This window comes from Stenotrophomonas sp. C9D9, from assembly GCF_056491205.1.
In genome coordinates this window covers 874,601-886,738 of record NZ_JBSZIF010000004.1, presented here as the reverse complement: position 1 = coordinate 886,738, position 12,138 = coordinate 874,601, and the positions used below count along the sequence as shown (strand labels likewise).

The window sequence follows — 12,138 nt, the reverse complement described above, 5'->3', positions numbered from 1 at the left end:
GGGAGGAGCCGCGAAGGCAGGCATGCGCCGACGCCGCAGCGCAGGCTGCGGTCATCCAGCGCCATGCCCACCGCATCGCGACCTGAGGCTTCCTGGCCGGTCTCCGGGCTTGCCGCCGGGTGGCGCGAGGCCACCGTCCAGGCGCCTTCCCATGCCTGCGGCACAGTGGCGTTGTTGCCTGGAACTGACGTGCTTACCGTTGCGGGGGCAGCGCCGGCCTGGCGTGGCATCACGCGTCACCGGCTTCCCGTTTCAACCTGCCGGCCGTGGCCGCAGGTCACCTGGAAGTGCGCGCAGTCTACGGCATCACAGGCGGCCCGTAGCGTCGAGCCTGCTCGACTGCCTTTGCTGTGCCCTTAGAATGGTCCCTCGATCCCGTGGTGCCGTTGCCGATGTCCGCCCGTTTTCCGCTGTTCCCGCGTTGCCTGTACAGGACGCACGCATGATCCTCGACCTGGTCCGCCACGCCGGCAACGGTCGCGATGAGTTCCTCGATGGCCGCAGCGATCCACCGCAGCTGGCCCGCCTGCCGCAGGAACTGGTCGATGCCTACGCCGCGCAGCCGTGGGAGCGGGTGATCAGTTCGCCACGGCTCCGCTCGCTGCACACGGCGATGGCCCTGGCTACCCCGCGTGGGCTGGACGTGGAAGCGGACGAGGAATGGGAAGAGCTGGATTTCGGCGATTGGGACGGGCAGTCGCTGTTCGACCTGCCGGAGGACGCACTGGCGGCCTTCCATGCCGATCCGCATGCATTCCCGCCGCCGAACGGTGAAAGCTGGGGCCACTTCGAGCGGCGCATCGCGCGCGCGCTGGATCGCCTGCTCGATGATGATGATCCGGTGCCGACGCTGGTGGTCAGTCATGGCGGCCCGCTGCGCATGGTGCTGTCGCAGGTCTGTGGCCTGCCGATGTCGCTGTGCTGGGCATTGCGCATCGACCACGGCACCCGTCTGCGGGTGTGGCTGGAGCGCGGCGAGGTCGGGCTGGTGGGCGAGCTGCTGGAGCTGCAGCAGCCCTGACCCGACGGTAGTGCCGGCCGCTGGCCGGCATGCCCAGGAACGCGGGTGCCTCAATCCTCGTCGGTGTGCTCGGCCACGCTGTCTTCCGCGTCATCGTCGGCATCGAAACGCTGCTCATGCACCGGACCCGAAGCGGGGCCGGCCGCCTTCAGAGGGTGCGCGGCGATGCGTGCTTCGTAATCCTGCACCAGCGCCTCACGCTGCGGCTCGCTCAGTTCCTGCCAGTGGCAGTCCAGCAGCGCGCCTTCCAGCGAGTACAACAGGTTCAGGCTGGGCTTGAAGCCCGCGCGCTTGACCTTGACGAAGGCGCCGACCGCGCCGATCGCAACCAGGTCCTCGCGGCTGCGCAGGCCGACCTGGCGCAGCCAGGCTGCACTCTTGGGGCCGATGTTGCGCAGCTTCGGCGCGCTCATCCAAGTGCCTCGACGAACACGCGGGCGATGGCTTCCAGGCCGGCCTGGTCGTCGGCGTCGAAGCGGCCGACCTTCGGGCTGTCGATGTCGAATACGCCGATCAGTTCATCGCCGCGCAGCAGCGGCACCACCAGTTCCGAACGCGAGGCCGAATCGCAAGCGATATGGCCGGGGAAGGCATCGACGTCGTCCACGCGCTGGGTCACGCGCTGGCTGGCGGCGGCACCGCACACGCCCTTGTCCAGCGGGATGCGCACGCAGGCCGGCAGGCCCTGGAACGGGCCGACCACCAGCTCCTTGCCGTCATACAGGTAGAAGCCCACCCAGTTCAGGTCGGGCAGGGCGTGGTAGACCAGTGCGGAGAGGTTGGCCGCGTTGGCGATGCGGTCGGACTCGGCGTAGACCAGGCCACGGGCCTGTTCCAGCAGCTGGGCGTATTGTTCCGGCTTGCTGCCGGTGAGCGAGGCATTGGCGAACATGCCCGCAGTCTAGCAAGCACGCCGGGCCGGCGATAATGCACGCTCTGTCGTCCCGTTGGAGCCCATCGATGCCATTGCCCGCTACGCTGCCGCCCGCCCTGTTCGTCACCGGCACCGATACCGAGATCGGCAAGACCGCGGCCAGCACCGCGCTGCTGCATGCGCTGCGCCGGCGCGGCCTGCGCGCGGTGGGCATGAAGCCGGTGGCCAGCGGCAGCGAAGACCTGGGGCAGGGCCTGCGCAACGAAGACGCGCTGGCCCTGCAGGCCGCCAGCTGGCCGGTGCCGGACTATGCCGACCTGAACCCGTATGCGCTGCGGCAGCCGCTGGCACCGGAGCTGGCCGCTGCCGAGGATGGCGTGCAGGTGGAGCTGGCGCCGATCGTGGCCGCGTTCGCACGAATGCGCGCGCAGGCCGATGTCGTGGTGGTGGAGGGCGTTGGCGGCTGGCTGGCGCCGGTCTCGGCCACGCTGGACCAGCTGGACCTGGTACGTGCACTGCGGCTGCCGGTGCTGCTGGTGGTGGGCATGCGGCTGGGCTGCGTCAACCACGCACGGCTGACTGCGCAGTCGCTGCAGGCAAGCGGCGTGGAGTGCCTGGGCTGGATCGGCAACCACATCGACCCGGCGATGCAGCGCCAGGACGAGAACATCGCCACGTTGCAGCAGCGCCTGCCGATGCCGTGCTGGGGACGGCTGCCGCATCTGCCGGGTGCGAAAGGCGAAGCGCTGTCGGCGCATCTGCTCGATTGATCCTGGGTAGTGCCGGCCGCTGGCCGGCAACTGCATCCACCCGGCGCTCCCAAGATTGCCGGCCAGCGGCCGGCACTACCGTGCTGCAGCCGCCAGCTCCCGCGCGATCGCACCCAGCCGCTCCACCGCGCCGATGAAGCGCGCATCCAGCGTCTGGCAGCACGACAGCCGCAGGCAGTGGCGGTAGCGCGCGCCGCGCGAATACACGCGGCGCTGGGCGTGCACCTGCTTGAGTGATCCTGGGTAGTGCCGGCCGCTGGCCGGCAACTGCATCCACCCGGCGATCCCGGGATTGCCGGCCAGCGGCCGGCACTACCGTTCTGCAGCTGCCAGCTCCCGCGCGATCGCACCCAGCCGCTCCACCGCGCCGATGAAGCGCGCATCCAGCGTCTGGCAGCACGACAGCCGCAGGCAGTGGCGGTAGCGCGCGCCACGTGAATACACCTGGCCGGGCATGAACACGATGTCCTCCTGCAATGCACGCTCGAACAGCTCGCGTGTATCCACGCCGGGCAGTTCCAGCCACAGCAGGAAGCCGCCCTGCGGTTCGGTGGCGCGGGTGCCTATCGGGAAGTGTTCGGCCACCAGCTGGCGCAGCCGTCCCACCTGTTCGCGATACAGCCGGCGCATGCGGTGCAGGTGGTGCTCGTAGCTGCCAGCTTCCAGATACGCCGCCACCGCATCGCCGAGCAGTTGAGGCTCGCCACCGGTGGACTGGAATTTCAGCAGCGCGATGCGCTCGGCGAAGCGGCCGCCATCCAGCCAGCCGATGCGGTAGTCCGGTGCCAGTGTCTTCGAGAAACCTCCGACCACCATCACCCAGCCGTCGCGATCGAAGGCTTTCAGCAACGGCGCCGGCGGTTCGCAGAACTGCAGCTCGGCGTACACCGCATCCTCGATCAGCGGCAGTTGCCGTGCGTTGACCAGCTCGGCCAGGCGCTGCTTGGCGGCGGTCGGCATGGTGCAGCCCAGCGGGTTGTGCACGGTCGGCATCACCACCAGCGCGGCCAGCGGCGTGTGTTCCAGCAGCGCATCCAGCGCATCCACATCCAGGCCGTGCTGCGGATGGGTGGGCAGCTCGATGGCCTGCAGGCCGAGGTTGGCGAGCAGGGGGTACAGGTTGAAGTAAGACGGCGCCTCGATGCCCACCGCATCACCGGGCTGGGTGACCGCGCGCAGCGCCAGCTGCAGGGCCTCCATCGCACCATGGGTCAGCAGCAGGCGTTCGCTGTGGGTATGCAGGCCCATGCGTGGCCCACGCCGCACGATCTGTGCCAGCAGCCGTGGCGAGCCGTTGGGGCGCGCGTAGGTCTCCACCGTCTGCTGGCCGTGGCGCAGCACCTGCGCGGTATGCCGGGCCAGCTGCGCGCCCGGATAGAACTGGCGCCCGCGCGGACCGGCGAAGGCCAGGTCGATCACTCCGGGGCGACGTTGTGCCTCCAGCACGCGCGCCATCAACACCTGCTGCAGCGGCGCGGTGGGTGCGGACGGGGTATCACGCAGCGAACGCTCCGGCACCGACAATCGCGGCGCCACCTCGAAGCCGGCTTTGGGCCGCGGAATGACCAGGCCGGCGTCCTCCAGCTGGCGATAGGCGGCAATCACCGTGTTCAGGCTGAGCCTGCGCTGCAGGGCCATCTGCCGCAGCGAAGGCAGGCGGCTGCCGACCGGAAGGCGTCCGCCGTGGATGGCCTCGGCCAGTTCGTCGGACAGCCGTTGGTAGCGGGGTGGGATCATCGCGCTCTGGTCATCTGTATCCATCGAAGTTCCCGCCATCTGGTGCTGTACCCATGATGATGGCGAGCCTAGCATGTCGTTGTCGGCCGGGCCTGATCGGGGCACGGCCGATACTTCCCAAGCGCACGGCTGGATGGCCGTGCGTCTTTTTTTCAGGTAGTGCCGGCCGCTGGCCGGCAATCCCCAGATCCGGAACGGCGCGGTTGCCGGCCAACGGCCGGCACCACCCGGGCGTCAGCGCATCGGCACCAGCGCCGCGTCGCGCCGGTACAGCGCCGGGAACTGCTTGCCCAGCGCGGCCAGCTTCGGTGCGTCGTAGTAGCGGATGTAGGCCGCCTGCGGGTAGTTGCTCATGTAGTTCTGGTGGTAGCTCTCGGCCGGGTAGAAGCGCTGGCCGCTGACCAGCTGGGTGACGATCGGTGCGCGGTAGCTGCCGGCCTGGCCGAGCTGGGCGATGTAGGCGCGGCTGGCCGCCTGCTGGCGTACATCGTCACTGAAGATCGCCGAGCGGTACTGGCTGCCGTGGTCCGGGCCCTGCCGATCGAGCTGGGTCGGGTCGTGCACCACCGAGAAGAACACCTGCATCAGCTGGCCGTAGCTGACCTGGCGCGGGTCGTAGTCGATCTTCACCGCTTCGGCATGACCAGTCTGGCCGCTGCTGACACGCTCGTAGCGCGCATTGGCAGCGCTGCCACCGATGTAGCCGGACACCGCATTGCTCACGCCCTTGACGTGCTGGAACACGCCCTGCACGCCCCAGAAGCAACCACCGGCGAACACCACGCTGGCATGGGTGGCGTCATCGCGGAACGCGGCGTCGCCGCTGGGCGCAGGTAGCGTCTTGACCTGCGCGCTGGCCTCGACCGGTGCCGCGACCGCGCTGTGGTCGACCAGCAGCACGCCGGTGATCAATGCGGCAGCCACCAATCCGGCGACACCGGCGGCGATGCCCTGTTCAAAGGAGAGTTTCATGGTGTCCTCCCGGTTCAACCGAAGGTGAAGGCATAGGCCTGCACGCCCGCATCGAGGAATTCGATCTCGAAGCGGTGCGGGCCGACCGTGCCGCGCTGGCGGACCAGCTGGTACAGGCGGTGCTCGTCGACCACGCCGCTGCCATCGGTGCCGACATCACTGCCGGCATCAGCGACGGGCAGCGGCTTGCCGTCCAGCCAGACGCGGAAGCGCACCGGCTTGCCGTCCTCGCTCGGTGCCAGCACCAGGTGCAGGTCGCGTGCGTGGAACTGGAAGGCGATGCGGCCACCGGCTTGGTGCAGCTGTGCGGCCTCGTCGGTGACGGTCCAGCGCCCGGACAGTCCCCATTGGTTCAACGCCAGGGTGGCCGGCAGCGTGTAGTCGAACGCGGCGTCGCTGCGCTGCCCGCCGGGCGAGGCGAACTGCTCGGCGCGGGCGTGGCCCAGGTAGGTTTCCGGCGAACGCAGGTTGCCCATGTCGGCCTGCACGGCCACGCCCTTCAGGTCGGCGGCAGCGGGATCGGCCGGTGGCGGCAGATTCGTCTGCCCGGCTTCGGCCAGCAGGCGACGGATCATCTGTTCCGAGCGCGCATAGTTGCCCTCGCCGAACTGGTGGCCGCGGATGTTGCCCTGCGCGTCGACGAAGTATTGTGCCGGCCAGTAGCGGTTGTTGAAGGCGCGCCAGATCGTGTACTGGTTGTCGAGCGCCACCGGGTACTCGACCTTCAGCTGCTGCACCGCCTTCATCACGTTGCGTGGGTCGCGCTCGAAGGCGAACTCCGGCGTGTGCACGCCGACCACCACCAGGCCGTGGTCGCGGTAGCGTCGCTCCCATTCGTGCACGAACGGCATCGCGCGCAGGCAGTTGATGCAGGAATAAGTCCAGAAATCGACCAGCACCACCTTGCCGCGCAGCTGCTGTGCACTCAGCGGCGGGCTGTTGAGCCAGCCAGTGGCGCCGTCCAGCGCGGGCAGGGTGCCCTCCACCGGCAGCGGTGCATCGGCACCGGCATTGGCGCCAGCCATCATCATCATCGGCGGTGCCGCCGGCTGCGCGCCGGGTACCGCATCCAGCAGGCTTTGCTCGATTCGCGCGGTGCTGACCGTGGACAAGCGGGTCAGCAGGCCGGTATCCCAGCCGAGGCCGATCGCCACCACGGCCAGCAGCGCGGCCACACCCAGTACCTTGCGCAGGACATCGCCGAGGCCGAGCCGCGCCTGCATCGCGCGGAACACGCGGCCGCCGATCCATACCGCCAGCGCCAGTGCGGTGATCGCACCCAGCGCATAGGCCAGCAGCAGCGCAGTGGTGCCGACGCTGGCGCCATGCAGGGCGGCGCCGGTCAGCACCAGGCCAAGGATCGGCCCGGCGCACGGTGCCCACAGCAGACCCGTGGCGATGCCGATCAGCAGCGAGGTCCACGCGCCGCCGTGCCCCGCGGCATCCGCCGCATCGGCGCGTGCGCTCAGGCGGGCACCCACGCGCTGGAACGGTGCCATCAGGTGGTCGGCCAGCCGTGGCCAGAGCAGGGCGATCGCGAACAGCGCCATCAGCAGCAGGGCGATCCAGCGTCCCACCTGGTTGGCCTGCGCCACCCATTGGCTGCCCACCGCGGCCAGGCTGGCGACCACGGTGAAGGTGAGCGCCATGCCCAGCAGCAGCGGCAGCGTGCTGCGCAGGAACGGACGGTCGGCACGCGCGAACACGAACGGCAGCACCGGCAGGATGCAGGGGCTGAGCAGGGTCAGTGCGCCCCCGAGGTAGGCAAGCAGCAACAGCAGCATGGTCAGGCTCCGGAAGCAGTGGAAGAACCGACCGGTACCCGCCAGCCCTCGGCAGTGCCATCAGTGGCACCGGGAACGAACACCATCGCCGCACCGTTCATGCAGTAGCGCAGCCCGGTCGGGCGTGGCCCATCGTTGAACACATGGCCGAGATGGCCGCCGCAGCGGCGGCAATGCACCTCCACCCGCAGCATCCCGAAGGTGACGTCGCGGTCTTCGCCGATGGCGTTGTGGAGCGGCGCCCAGAAGCTGGGCCAGCCGGTGCCGCTCTCGAACTTGGTGGAGGAGGAGAACAGCGGCAGTGCACAGCCGGCGCAGGCAAAGGTGCCCTGCCGGTGTTCCTTGTTGAGCGGGCTGCTCCACGGCCGTTCGGTGGCCTGCTGGCGCAGCACCGCGTACTGCGCCGGGGTCAGGCGCTGGCGCCACTCGGCATCACTGTGCATGACCTCGAACTGTCGCGACGGACGCGCTTCGGCGGCGGCCGGGGCGGCGCGGCTGCACGCCCCCAGGCCGAGCAGCCCGGCGGCGGTGGCAACACCGCCCAGGCCCAGCAGATGGCGGCGGGAGAGGGACATGGCGGACTCCGGGAAGGGGCGACGGGGCCATGCTGCGCCCGCCCGGGTCAACGAATCCTCACGCAGGATTCAATTTTTCGTGAGGTATCGGCGGCCGTCCCGCGCCACAATGCAGCCAGCCTCCCCACTGGCCCCGAGCTGCCGATGTCCACCAAACGCGTGCTGATCGTTGAAGACGATGCCCACATCGCCGACCTGCTGCGCATGCATCTGGGCGATGAGGGTTACGACGTCGCCCATGCCGCCAGCGGCGATGCCGGCCTGCGCCTGCTCGAGCAGGACGGCCCGTGGGATGCGCTGGTGCTGGACGTGATGCTGCCCGGCGTGGATGGGCTGCAGGTGTGCCAGCGTGCACGCGCGATGGCGCGCTATGTACCGATCATCATCATCAGCGCGCGCGGCAGCGAAACGCAGCGCATCGTCGGCCTGGAACTGGGCGCGGACGATTACCTGGCAAAACCCTTCTCGATGCCGGAACTGGTGGCACGGGTGCGCGCGCTGCTGCGACGCGCCGAGGCGATGGCGCAGAGCGCACGCATCGATGCCGGCGCGATCGAGCTGGGTGGGCTGCAGCTCGATCCGGTCGCGCGCACGGCCTCGGTGGATGGCAACGCGCTGGAGCTGACCCCGCGCGAGTTCGATCTGCTGTTGTTCTTCGCCCGTCATCCGGACCAGGTGTTCGCGCGCATGGAACTGCTCAACCAGGTCTGGGGCTACCAGCACGATGGCTACGAGCACACGGTCAACACCCACATCAACCGCCTGCGCAGCAAGATCGAACCCGACCCGGCCAACCCACGGCGGCTGCTGACGGTGTGGGGCCGCGGCTACAAGCTGGTCGACCCGGCCGGGGCGGCGGCATGATCAAGCCCAACCTGTGGCAGAAGCTGGCGGTGGTGACCGCCGCGCTGATGCTGATGTGCTGCATGGCGCTGCTGGCACTGCAGATGCGTGCCAACACCCGCCACGAGCAGGAGGTGGTACAGCGGTTGTCGCTGGGCCTGGCCGAGCACATCGCCCAGCGCAGCGAGCTGATGGACACCAGCGGCATGCGCGATGCCGCGGTGCGCGCACTGTTCGGCCAGCTGATGGCGGTCAACCCCAGCGTCGAGGTCTACCTGCTGGACGACCAGGGCCGCATCCTCGGCCACGATGCACCCAGTGGACATCTGGTGCGCAACCGGGTGGACGTGGCGCCGTTGCGACGCCTGCTGGCCGGTGCGCCGCTGCCGATCCTCGGCGATGACCCGCGCAGCGCGGACGGCCGCAAGGTGTTCAGCGCCGCACCATTGATCGTGCAGGGCCGGCCGGCTGGCTATGTATACGTGGTGCTGGTCGGCGAGCACCGGCAGATGCTCTCCGATGATCTTGCCGCCGGCAGCCAGTGGAACACCACGCTGTGGTCGGTGGTGCTGGTCGGCGGCCTCGGCCTGTTTGCCGGGCTGGTGGCGTTCTACTGGGTGACGCGCCCGTTGCGGCGGCTGACCCGGCGGATCCAGGCCTTCGACATCGATGCGCCCACGCCACTGCCGCCGCCGGAGCCGCTGCGCCCCGGTGAGCGCGACGAACTGGTGATCCTCGAACATGCGCACGCGCAGATGGCGCAGCGGCTGGGCGAGCAGTGGCAGCAGCTGCGCCAGCAGGACCTGCAGCGCCGTGAGCTGGTCGCCAACATCTCGCACGACCTGCGCACGCCGTTGTCGTCGCTGCATGGCTACCTGGAAACGCTGGCGTTGAAGGACGCCACGCTGTCACCGGACGAGCGCCGCCGCTATCTCGGCATTGCGCTGGCGCAGAGCGCCAAGGTCGGCCGGCTGGCACGCGCGCTGTTCGAGCTGGCGCGGCTGGAGCACGGCGAAGTGCGGCTGGAGTGGGAGGTGTTCGCGCTGCCGGAGCTGCTGCAGGACGTGCTGCAGAAGTTCGAACTGGCGGCACAGGCGCGCGGCCAGCAGCTGCACGCGGCGTTTCCGCCCGGCCTGCCGCTGGTCCGCGCCGACCTGGGCCTGGTCGAGCGGGTACTGACCAATCTGCTCGACAACGCGCTGCGGCATGCGCCCGACGGTGGCCAGATCGAGGTGCGCCTGCGCGCGACCCCCGACAGCGTGGAGGTCAGCGTGGCCGATGACGGCCCCGGCGTGGCGCCAGCGCTGCGTACCCAGCTGTTCCAGGCACCGGCCGCGCTGGGGGCTCGGCGCGGGGAGAACGGTGGCTTGGGCCTGTTGATCGTGCAGCGCATCGTGCAGCTGCACGGCCGCCACATCGAACTGCGCGACAGCGAGCGTGGCGCGCTGTTCGTGTTTGCCTTGCCGCGTGCGGAACCGGCGGCCTAGCAGGCCGCTTCGCACTCGACGGTGCCGCCGGATTCCAGCGGCAGGTGCAGGCGGATACAGGCACCGCCCAACTCCGAATCGGTCACCTCGACGTGGCCACCATGCTTGTCGGCGACCACCTGCACCAGCGCCAGGCCAAGGCCGAAACCGGGGCTGCCCGGGTCCAGCCGGACATAGGGCTGCAGTACCTGGCCGCGCAGTTCCGGCGCGATGCCGGGGCCGTCGTCCTCCACCTGCACGCACAGCCAGCCGTCATTGACCGTGCTGGCAATACGGATCTGCCGGCGTGCGTAACGCAGTGCATTGCCGAGCAGGTTGCGCAGCGCCAGCTCCAGCATGTGCCGGTTGACGTTGACCAGGCCCACCGGCGACAGCACCTGTTGCACCGGCATCGGCAACGGTGCGAACTGGGCCACCACGCCGCGCACCAGCGCCGCCAGCTGCAGGCGCTGGCGGGTCAGCTGATGGCAGCGGCCCAGTGCGGCGTATTCGACGCCGGCATCGGTCAGGTGCTGCAGCCGATCGACATCGGTGCGCAGCCCGCCCAGCGCATCGCGCTGCACATCGTCGAGCGCGGTGTCTTCCAGGTCGGCCAGGCCGAAACGCATCCGTGCCAACGGCGTGCGCACCTCGTGCGCCACCGCCTGGGCCAGCACGCGCTGGCTTTCCAGCAGCTGCTGCAGCTGCTCGGCCATGTGGTTGAAGGCGTTGGCCAACGGCCGCACCAGCGCGGTACCGGCGCGCGGCGCGCGGGTATCCAGCTGGCCGTCGCGCATCTGCCGCGCCGCCTGGGCCAGCTGCGAGACGTCGCGCCACAGCCGTAGACCATCACGTACATCGGCAGTGCCACCGCCACCATCAGGATCAGCAGCAGGATCGCCACGCCGGACACTTCGCTGTCCTGCCAGCCTTCATCCGGCAGCGCTTCGTCCAACGGGCCCAGCATCACGGCGTAGTCGCTGTCGCCGATCCGCTGCAGGCTGCGCATGTGCTCCAGGTCGATCTGCACGCGGCCGTTGTTGAACGGCGGGCGCTGGCTGGCCGGCAGCTCCTTCACCGCCTCGGCCAGCGGCACCATGCGCAGCGCGTAGGCGAAATCGGCGTCGAGTTCGCGCGCCAGTGCCGGCCACTGCTCGCGCGGGGTTTCGGCGAAGCGGTGCTGCAGCAGCGCATGGGTGCCGCGCATCTCGGCCTGCAGACCGGCTTCCGTGCGGTCTTCCAGCAAGGCGTCCCAGGCCCACAGGCCCAGCACGATCAACAACAGGTGGGCGACCAGGAAACCGATGCCGTAGCGCAGGAAGTGGAAGGCGTGGCCGCGCATCGCCGAAGGCGTGCGCTTCATCCCCATGCCGAGCGGCTGAACAGGTAGCCGCGGCCACGGACGGTCTTGATCCGTTCCGGCTGCTCGGGGTTGTCGCCCAGCTTGCGGCGCAGGCGCGAGATGCGGGCGTCGATCGAACGGTCCAGGCCGTCGAAGGCGATGCCACGCAGGCCGCGCAGCAGCGCGTCGCGGTCCAGGATCTGGCCGGCGTTGCTGGCCAGCAGGAACAGCAGGTCGAACTCGGCGGTGGTCAGCTCCAGCAGGCCGCCCTGCAGGTGCACGTTACGGGTGGACGGGTCGATGTTCAGCTCGCCGAAGCGCAGGCTGCCGTCACGCGGCTCGACCCGGCGATGGCGGCGCAGGTGGGCACGCAGCCGGGCCAGCAGCACCCGCGGTTCGATGGGTTTGCCGATGTAATCGTCGGCCCCCAGTTCCAGGCCCAGCACCTGGTCGATGTTGTCGGTGCGGGCGGTCAGCACGCAGATGATGCCGTCATAGTGGGGCCGGATCTGCCGACACACTTCGAAACCATCCTGGTCGGGCAGGCCGACATCGAGCAGCACCAGGGCCGGCTTTTCGGCCAGGATCCGGGCCACTGCGCGCTCGCCGCTGCGCTCGTGGGCCACCTGGTAGCCATGCCGTTGCAGGTAGTCGCTGACCATCGTTCCCAGGCGGGCATCGTCTTCGACCAGTACGATATCCAGCATTTCCAAGGCCTCCGTGGGCGCAAACGTACCGCCACGGCACGAGCGCG

At 69.5% G+C, this 12,138-nt stretch carries 12 protein-coding genes, 1 pseudogene and 1 riboswitch; of the genes and pseudogenes, 4 read left to right on the top strand and 9 right to left on the bottom strand.

Annotation, left to right across the window (positions count from 1 at the left end; all coding sequences use genetic code 11):
- Window positions 1–77 precede the first annotated feature (77 nt).
- Window positions 78–300: riboswitch (cobalamin riboswitch) on the bottom strand.
- 142 nt (window positions 301–442) lie between these two features.
- Complete coding sequence (locus tag ACXI0D_RS09505) at window positions 443–1,021, top strand: histidine phosphatase family protein (RefSeq protein ID WP_032128728.1); 579 nt, start codon at window positions 443–445, stop codon at window positions 1,019–1,021.
- Window positions 1,022–1,071: 50 nt separating this feature from the next.
- Here the strand turns inward: ACXI0D_RS09505 and ACXI0D_RS09500 are convergent, their stop codons facing one another.
- Window positions 1,072–1,434, bottom strand: coding sequence for a TfoX/Sxy family protein (locus ACXI0D_RS09500; RefSeq protein ID WP_101764882.1), 363 nt, complete (start codon window positions 1,432–1,434; stop codon window positions 1,072–1,074).
- Window positions 1,431–1,913, bottom strand: a complete 483-nt coding sequence (locus ACXI0D_RS09495; protein WP_004140850.1) for a GAF domain-containing protein — start codon at window positions 1,911–1,913, stop codon at window positions 1,431–1,433. Before ACXI0D_RS09495 ends, ACXI0D_RS09500 begins: the two co-directional genes overlap by 4 nt.
- A gap of 68 nt (window positions 1,914–1,981) precedes the next feature.
- Between ACXI0D_RS09495 and bioD the strand changes: the two genes are divergently transcribed.
- Window positions 1,982–2,665: a dethiobiotin synthase gene (gene bioD, locus ACXI0D_RS09490; RefSeq protein WP_119007510.1), complete on the top strand. Its 684-nt coding sequence runs from the start codon at window positions 1,982–1,984 to the stop codon at window positions 2,663–2,665.
- Between the two features lie 75 nt (window positions 2,666–2,740).
- Here bioD and ACXI0D_RS09485 read toward each other — a convergent pair whose 3' ends face one another.
- From ACXI0D_RS09485 to msrB, 5 genes are all read right to left on the bottom strand, one after another.
- The gene (locus ACXI0D_RS09485; RefSeq protein WP_119007509.1) at window positions 2,741–2,938 is read right to left on the bottom strand and encodes a hypothetical protein; all 198 of its coding nucleotides are present in this window, start codon (window positions 2,936–2,938) and stop codon (window positions 2,741–2,743) included.
- Window positions 2,939–2,977: 39 nt separating this feature from the next.
- Entirely contained in the window at window positions 2,978–4,426 is a 1,449-nt protein-coding gene (locus tag ACXI0D_RS09480) for an aminotransferase-like domain-containing protein (RefSeq protein WP_458220754.1), read from the bottom strand.
- A 210-nt stretch (window positions 4,427–4,636) separates the two neighbouring features.
- Window positions 4,637–5,374 (bottom strand): peptide-methionine (S)-S-oxide reductase MsrA, encoded by a 738-nt coding sequence (msrA, locus tag ACXI0D_RS09475; RefSeq protein ID WP_458220753.1) that lies wholly within the window; start codon window positions 5,372–5,374, stop codon window positions 4,637–4,639.
- Between the two features lie 14 nt (window positions 5,375–5,388).
- Window positions 5,389–7,158 carry a cytochrome c biogenesis protein DipZ gene (locus ACXI0D_RS09470; protein ID WP_458220752.1) on the bottom strand — a complete coding sequence of 590 codons (1,770 nt, stop codon included), beginning with the start codon at window positions 7,156–7,158 and terminating at the stop codon, window positions 5,389–5,391.
- 2 nt (window positions 7,159–7,160) lie between these two features.
- Window positions 7,161–7,733: a peptide-methionine (R)-S-oxide reductase MsrB gene (gene msrB, locus ACXI0D_RS09465; RefSeq protein ID WP_458220751.1), complete on the bottom strand. Its 573-nt coding sequence runs from the start codon at window positions 7,731–7,733 to the stop codon at window positions 7,161–7,163.
- Between the two features lie 144 nt (window positions 7,734–7,877).
- Here msrB and ACXI0D_RS09460 point away from each other — a divergent pair, with 144 nt between their 5' ends.
- Together ACXI0D_RS09460 and ACXI0D_RS09455 are read left to right on the top strand one after the other, a co-directional pair.
- Entirely contained in the window at window positions 7,878–8,597 is a 720-nt protein-coding gene (locus tag ACXI0D_RS09460) for a response regulator transcription factor (RefSeq protein ID WP_014035866.1), read from the top strand.
- Window positions 8,594–10,063 carry a sensor histidine kinase gene (locus ACXI0D_RS09455; protein WP_458220750.1) on the top strand — a complete coding sequence of 490 codons (1,470 nt, stop codon included), beginning with the start codon at window positions 8,594–8,596 and terminating at the stop codon, window positions 10,061–10,063. The genes ACXI0D_RS09460 and ACXI0D_RS09455 overlap by 4 nt, the downstream gene beginning before the upstream one ends.
- Here the strand turns inward: ACXI0D_RS09455 and ACXI0D_RS09450 are convergent.
- Window positions 10,060–11,405: pseudogene (locus tag ACXI0D_RS09450) on the bottom strand (ATP-binding protein). The gene ACXI0D_RS09455 and the pseudogene ACXI0D_RS09450 sit on opposite strands and share 4 nt — an antisense overlap.
- Window positions 11,402–12,091 (bottom strand): winged helix-turn-helix domain-containing protein, encoded by a 690-nt coding sequence (locus ACXI0D_RS09445; protein ID WP_010484092.1) that lies wholly within the window; start codon window positions 12,089–12,091, stop codon window positions 11,402–11,404. Before ACXI0D_RS09445 ends, ACXI0D_RS09450 begins: the two are co-directional and overlap by 4 nt.
- Between the last annotated feature and the right edge of the window lie 47 nt (window positions 12,092–12,138).

Coding starts and splice junctions, on each gene's coding strand:
- ACXI0D_RS09505 (WP_032128728.1), top strand. CDS start 443: ATGATCCTCGACCTGGTCCGCCACGCCGGCAACGGTCGCGATGAGTTC.
- ACXI0D_RS09500 (WP_101764882.1), bottom strand. CDS start 1,434: ATGAGCGCGCCGAAGCTGCGCAACATCGGCCCCAAGAGTGCAGCCTGG.
- ACXI0D_RS09495 (WP_004140850.1), bottom strand. CDS start 1,913: ATGTTCGCCAATGCCTCGCTCACCGGCAGCAAGCCGGAACAATACGCC.
- bioD (WP_119007510.1), top strand. CDS start 1,982: ATGCCATTGCCCGCTACGCTGCCGCCCGCCCTGTTCGTCACCGGCACC.
- ACXI0D_RS09485 (WP_119007509.1), bottom strand. CDS start 2,938: ATGCAGTTGCCGGCCAGCGGCCGGCACTACCCAGGATCACTCAAGCAG.
- ACXI0D_RS09480 (WP_458220754.1), bottom strand. CDS start 4,426: ATGGATACAGATGACCAGAGCGCGATGATCCCACCCCGCTACCAACGG.
- msrA (WP_458220753.1), bottom strand. CDS start 5,374: ATGAAACTCTCCTTTGAACAGGGCATCGCCGCCGGTGTCGCCGGATTG.
- ACXI0D_RS09470 (WP_458220752.1), bottom strand. CDS start 7,158: ATGCTGCTGTTGCTGCTTGCCTACCTCGGGGGCGCACTGACCCTGCTC.
- msrB (WP_458220751.1), bottom strand. CDS start 7,733: ATGTCCCTCTCCCGCCGCCATCTGCTGGGCCTGGGCGGTGTTGCCACC.
- ACXI0D_RS09460 (WP_014035866.1), top strand. CDS start 7,878: ATGTCCACCAAACGCGTGCTGATCGTTGAAGACGATGCCCACATCGCC.
- ACXI0D_RS09455 (WP_458220750.1), top strand. CDS start 8,594: ATGATCAAGCCCAACCTGTGGCAGAAGCTGGCGGTGGTGACCGCCGCG.
- ACXI0D_RS09445 (WP_010484092.1), bottom strand. CDS start 12,091: ATGCTGGATATCGTACTGGTCGAAGACGATGCCCGCCTGGGAACGATG.